The organism is Streptacidiphilus anmyonensis, from assembly GCF_000787855.1.
Lineage (GTDB): Bacteria > Actinomycetota > Actinomycetes > Streptomycetales > Streptomycetaceae > Streptacidiphilus > Streptacidiphilus anmyonensis.
The window spans coordinates 1-5913 of sequence record NZ_BBPQ01000136.1 but is presented as its reverse complement, the minus strand read 5'-3'; the positions used below and the strand labels follow the sequence as shown (position 1 = coordinate 5913).

Annotated in this window: 4 protein-coding genes; 2 read left to right on the top strand and 2 right to left on the bottom strand. The window is 73.6% G+C overall.

Going from position 1 to position 5913, the window contains the following annotated elements:
* Positions 1 to 9: 9 nt before the first annotated feature.
* The gene (locus TR50_RS41890; protein WP_439654289.1) at positions 10 to 1752 is read right to left on the bottom strand and encodes an ATP-binding SpoIIE family protein phosphatase; all 1743 of its coding nucleotides are present in this window, start codon (positions 1750 to 1752) and stop codon (positions 10 to 12) included.
* 457 nt (positions 1753 to 2209) lie between these two features.
* Positions 2210 to 3538 (bottom strand): NAD(P)/FAD-dependent oxidoreductase, encoded by a 1329-nt coding sequence (locus tag TR50_RS41885; protein WP_042435872.1) that lies wholly within the window; start codon positions 3536 to 3538, stop codon positions 2210 to 2212.
* Between the two features lie 285 nt (positions 3539 to 3823).
* Between TR50_RS41885 and TR50_RS41880 the strand changes: the two genes are divergently transcribed.
* Together TR50_RS41880 and TR50_RS41875 are read left to right on the top strand one after the other, a co-directional pair.
* Positions 3824 to 4591: a TetR/AcrR family transcriptional regulator gene (locus tag TR50_RS41880; protein WP_042435870.1), complete on the top strand. Its 768-nt coding sequence runs from the start codon at positions 3824 to 3826 to the stop codon at positions 4589 to 4591.
* A gap of 172 nt (positions 4592 to 4763) precedes the next feature.
* Positions 4764 to 5913 (top strand): RNA polymerase sigma factor (locus tag TR50_RS41875; RefSeq protein ID WP_152648940.1); only part of this gene is annotated, 1150 nt, incomplete at its 3' end.

The following is a 5913-nucleotide window of genomic DNA, read 5'->3' as shown; positions in this document are numbered from 1 at the left end:
AGGACCGGGTCAACCCTCCCTGAGCGGGAACTCGCACCAGACGGCCTTGCCCCCGTCGGGGGTCCGTCGGGTGCCCCAGTTGGAGGCGATCGTGGCGACGATCGCCAGGCCACGACCGGACTCGTCGGCCGGCAGGGCCTGGCGGCGGCGCGGGAGGTGGTCGTCCGCGTCGGTGACCTCCACCGTGAGGCGGCGGTCAGTGCGGCGGAGCCGGAGGCGCATCGGCGGGTGGCCGTGGGTGAGGGAGTTGGAGACCAGTTCGCTCACGGCCAGCACGCTCATGTCGCGGATGTCCTCGCCCACGCGCCAGCTGCACAGGACGCCTCCGGTGAAGGCGCGGGCGCTGGACGCCGCCTCCGTGCCGCCGAGGAGGTCGAGCGAGGCACTGCGGAAGAGGTCGGCGGAGTCCGGCTCGCGCTGGGGGAGCTGGAAGACGAGGGCAGCGACGTCGTCGTCGTGCTCGGGGGTGACGCCCATGGCGCGCAGCAGCCGGGAGCAGATGACGTCGGGGGTGCCCGTCGCGCCGCCGAGGGTCTTGGCGAGGGCGTCGAGACCGCGGTCGATGTCGCGGTCTCGACGTTCGACGAGTCCGTCGGTATAGAGGACGCCGGTGGCACCGGGTGGGAAGGGCAGGGTGCCGGAGGTGTGCATCCAGCCGCCGGTGCCGAGCGGCGGGCCGCCTGGTTCCTCCGGACGGGTGACGGTGCCGTCCGCGGAGCGGACCATCAGGGGGAGGTGACCGGCGGAGGCGTAGGTGACGGACTCCTCGCTCGGGTCGAACACCGCGTAGAGGCAGGTGGCGATCTGCATCGCGTCGATCTCGGCGGCGATGCCGTCGAGGAGTTGCAGGACCTCGTGCGGGGGCAGGTCGAGGCGCGCGTAGGCGCGGACGGCCGTGCGGAGCTGGCCCATGACGGCGGCGGCGCGCATGCCGCGGCCCATGACGTCGCCGATGACGAGGGCGGTGCGGCCACCTCCGAGGGTGATGACGTCGTACCAGTCGCCGCCGACGGCGGTGTCGGCCCCGCCGGGTTGGTAGGTGGCGGCGACGCGCAGGTCGTCGGGCTGTTCCAGCTTCTGCGGGAGCAGGCTGCGCTGGAGGGTGACGGCGGCCTCGCGCTGGCGGCGTTCGCTCTCCCGCAGCCGCTCGGTGACGCGGACCTGGTCGGTGACCTCGGCGCCGAAGACGAGGACGCCGCAGACGTCGGAGGCCCCGGTGCTGCGGCGCAGCGAGGCGAAGCTGCCGAGGCCGAGGGAGGAGAGGGAGGAGAGGCCGTGCGAGGGACGCTCGCCGGCACCGACACCTGCGTTGGCGCCGATGTCCGTGGCGGTGGCGATTCCCGAGGCCGTGCTCCGGCCTGGGCCCGGGCCCAGGCCCACGACGGTCTCGCTGAGGGTGAGCTGGGTGAGCTGCCGGCCGAGGTCCTCGGTCTCGCGGATCGGCGCGCAGACGAAGGTGAAGTAGCGCGGCTCCGCCACGCCGGAGGGCGACGCGGAACCGGAACCGGAACCGGACGGCTGGTGGTGCACCTTGCGCGCTTTGACGGTGCGCGGGCGGCCGGTCCGGTAGACCTGGTCCATGAGCGGGAGCAGGCCGAGCTCCTCCAGTTCGGGCATGACCTGGTGGGCGGGAACGCCCGTCGGGCGGGAGCCGAAGACCTCGGTGTAGGCGCGGCTGAGGTAGCCGAGGCGGTGGGCGGGGCCGTATCCGATGGCGATGAGAGCGGGCAGGTGGCCGAGGACGTCGTGCACGGCGAGGTGCTCGTGGCCGGCGTGTTCGTGGGCGATCCGTGCCTCGGGGAGCTCGCGGCTGGCCGGGACGCTGGGGGTCGGGCCGGTGTCGCGGTCCGTCGGCGCGGAGGCGCGCCGCTGGCCGCCTGGGAGCCGGGCGCTCCAGCGTGTGAGGTTCAACGGAGTCCTTCGGGCTGCGGGCACGCCGTGTTCAAAGCGGCCCTCGGTCGAACGGGCATCGGTCGAGCGGGCTCGATCGAGGCAGGCTTCGGTCGAGGCAGGCTTCAGGTCGCGCGGAGTCGGGGTCCAGTGTGGCTGAAAGCCGCGTCACGGGGAATCAGCTGCCCTGGGGTGTCTTGAAGATCGGCGAATCCAGACGGATCGGACACTGATCCTTTACACACCTGTTCGTTCGGGTCGTTCGTACCTTCCGAATGTGTGTCGTGCCGGGACGCCGCTCCCCGGTCCCGCGCTCGCGTCAACGCTCGTCCATCAGTTGTTCGAAGCCGGCGCGCGGTTCCTCCAGCTCACCGAGGGAGACCATCTCCCGTCCGGTCAGTCCAGCGAGCAGCCAGTCGGACAGCACGCGCGCCTTGCGTTCCCAGGTGGGGATGCGGCGCAGGTGCACGGCCCGGTGCAGCAGCCACGCGGAGCGTCCGTGCAGCGAGCGTCCGCGGAGCTGGGCGACGCCCTTGTGCAGGCCGAGGGAGGTGATCGAGCCCTTGAGCTCGTGGCGGTATTCGGCCGTCGGTTCGGCGCGCAGGCTGGCGACGAGGTTGTCGGCCAGTACGGCGGCCTGGTGCACGGCGTGCTGGGCGTTGGCGCGGCAGGTCTCTCCCGGGCGGGCGAGGTCGGGAACGGCGGCGCAGTCGCCGGCGGCGTAGACGTCCTGGGCGCCGAGGACGCGCAGGTGGGTGTCGCAGCGCAGCCGGCCCTGGGCGTCGACGGCGAGTCCGGTCTGCTTCAGCACCGGGTTGGCGCGGACGCCGGCGGTCCACACCAGGGTGCGGGCGGCGAAACGGCTGCCGTCGGTCAGTTGGACGATCCCGTCGGGGCCGACGGCCGCGAGGCGGGTGCCGAGCCGGACGTCGACGGCACGCTCGCGCAGTTCGGCGGTGGTGCGCTCGGCGGCGTGCGCTTCGGTCTCGGGCAGGATGCGCTTGCCCGCCTCGACCAGGATCCAGCGCAGGTCGTCGGGCTGGATGGTCGGGTAGTGGGTGAGCGCGTGGCGGGCCATGTCCTCCAGTTCGGCGACGGCGCCGGTGCCGGCGTAGCCGCCGCCCACGAAGACGAAGGTGAGCGCGGCCTGACGGACGTCCGGGTCGCGCGTGGAGGCCGCGGCGTCGAGCTGGCCGAGCACGTGGTTGCGCAGCTTGACGGCCTCCTCGACGCTGCGGAACCCGATGCCGTGGCGGGCCAGGCCAGGGACGGGGAGGATGCGCGAGACGGAGCCGGGTGCGAGGACGAGCCGGTCGTAAGGGACTGTCAGGTCCACCGTCGGGCCGTCGCGGTGCAGCGGCGAGGGGAGCACGAGGTGCGCGCGGCGTCCCGCTGTGTCGAGGGACGTGAGGCGTCCTTGCACGATGCGCACGCCGGGGAGCGCACGCCGCAGCGGCACCACGACGTGCCGTGGGTCGATGGCGCCGGCGGCGGCCTCGGCCAGGAACGGCTGGTACGTCATGTAGGAGGTCGGGTCGACGAGTGTGACCTCGGCCTCTCCATGCCGTAGTCGCGACCGCAGGCGCAGGGCGGCGTTGACGCCGACCTGGCCGCCGCCGATGAGCAGAATGCGCGCGGGTGGGAGCACGCCACTATTCCGCACCCGCGTACGCCCGCGCGTCCATACTCCGTACCTGAATGAGTGGACCGCGCGCATCCGCCCGCTTGCGCGCCTCGGGGGCGTGGCGCAGGGGTGGGACGCTCGGAGGCCACCCCGTGACTCCACTGATCTGCGCAGATGACCTACGCTGCGCTGCAAGGGTGGTGTGCGCACGGCCGATGCGGAGGGGGCGAATCCTTTCGGGTTCCCTGTTCGCGTCGATGCGCAGTCAACTATCGTCAATGGATCTGTCTACGGGGGAGGACGAACCTCATGGTTCAACAGGAGCAGGTACTGCCGCGAGCGGTGGACGGGGCGATCCCGGTCCAGCGGGGGGTCGCGGTGAACGGTGTCACGCGGGGGGCGGGCAACGGCGCGGGCGGCGGTTCGGGCACGCGGTTGCGGGTCGACGCTCGGCGGAACCTGGAGTCGGTGCTGCGCGCCGCCCGCGAGGTGTTCGGCGAACTCGGCTACGGGGCGCCGATGGAGGAGGTCGCCCGGCGTGCGGGCGTCGGCGTCGGCACGGTCTACCGGCGCTTCCCCAGCAAGGAGGTGCTGGTGCGGCGGATCGCCTCGGAGGAGGTGGTCTGGCTGACCCAGCAGGCGCGCGAGGCGATCTCGGTGCAGGTCGGCGGGGCCGGGGCGTGGGAGGCGCTGGCCTCGTTCCTGGCCCGCGCGGCGTCCTCCGGGGCGGGCCGTCTGCTGCCGCCGGAGACGTTCCGTCAGGCGGAGGCGCTGGTGCGCGTGCCTCTGCAGCGGACCCCGTCGGCGGCCGGTTCGGTCGGTGCGGTCTCTGAGGGCGTGGTGGCGGGGACGTCGGGCTCGGACGAGGAGTACGGCGCGGACGCGGACCCGGGGCGGCTGCTGGAGCTGCTGTCGGAGTTGGTGGAGTCCGCGCGGGACGCGGGTGAGCTGCGGGCCGGGGTGACCGTCTCGGACGTGGTGCTGGTGCTGACGGCGGCGGTGCCGCAGCACACCTCTTCCGACGGGAGCGCCTCCGGGCGGCTGCTTCAGCTGCTGCTGGACGGTCTTCGCGGCTGACGCGCCGCCGGGTCGGCTCGCGCGGATCCCCCACGCCTCCCGCTGCGGCTAGGCAGGCGGACGGGGATTGCGGTATTCCCCGAAGGAGTGGCGTAGCGGTCATCGCCTCCCTTGTGCTCACCGTCGTGTGGGAAAGTCTTCCCGGTCGAGTGAGTGAGCGGGGGTCGGTGTCATGGCCGCAGAGGAGTCGGAGGCGACCGCCGCCGCTGCCAAGGTGCCGCCGCAGGGCGATGGCAGCGGGCGGCGTCGCGGTGAGGTCGCGCGCGGGCACAGGCACGAGCACGACGTCGTGCACGAGCAGGTGCGCGACGCCGCGGCGCCTGACACGTCGGTACCTGACACGGCCTCCGACGCGGCCGTGCCCGGTGCGACCGTGCCCGGTGCGACGGTGCCCGCGCCCGGCGGGCCGGTCGACGAGGGCGCGCCGCTCGGGCCGTCCGACGCCGAGCTGACCGCGGCCGTGCGTGCGGGGGACGACGCCGCGTACGAGGAGCTGTACCGGCGTCACTCCGCCGCCGTCCGCCGCTACGCCCGGACCTGCTGCCGGGACTCCTTCACCGCGGAGGACCTCGCGGGCGAGGTGTTCGCCCGCACCTTGCAGGCGCTGCGCGCAGGCAAGGGGCCGGATGTGGCGGTGCGGGCATACCTGCTGACGGCGGTGCGCAACATCGCCGCCTCGTGGAGCCGGAGTGACCGGCGCGAGCAGCTGATCGACGACTTCCAGGTGTTCGCCTCGTCCCACACCGTCGTCGCGACGGTCGACGTGACGGACCCGGGCGCGGACGCGCAGGCCATGTCCGGGGTGGACCAGTCGCTGATCGTCCGGGCGTTCCGGAACCTCGACGCGGACGACCGGCTGCTGCTGTGGCACACGGAGGTCGAGCAGGAGCCGCCGCGCGAGGTCGCGGTGCTGCTGGGCAAGACGGCCAACGCGACGGCCGTGCAGGCGCACCGTGCCCGCGAGCGGCTGGCCACGGCGTTCCTTCAGGCGCACGTCTCCGACACCCAGGCGTCCGACTGCGAGCGGCACGCGAGCAAGCTGGGCGGGTTCGCGCGCGGGCAGCTGGGCAAGCGGGCGTCGACGGACGTGCGCGCGCATCTTCAGGAGTGCGACCGCTGCTCGGCGGCCTACCTGGAGCTGGTCGACCTCAACCACAGCCTGCGCGAGCTGCTGCCGGGCGGTCTGTTGGTCTGGCTGGGCACGGGCTACGGCACGGCCGTCGCGGCGGGCCTCGTGGGCGGCGCGGCGGTGGCCGGGGGCGCCGCCGCCGTGGGCGCCGCGAGTGGGACGACAAGCGGCGCGGCTGCGGGCGGGGCAGTGG

Bases quoted from the DNA above. Each gene is read 5' to 3' on its own strand.
- TR50_RS41880 (WP_042435870.1), top strand. From the start codon at position 3,824: ATGGTTCAACAGGAGCAGGTACTGCCGCGAGCGGTGGACGGGGCGATC.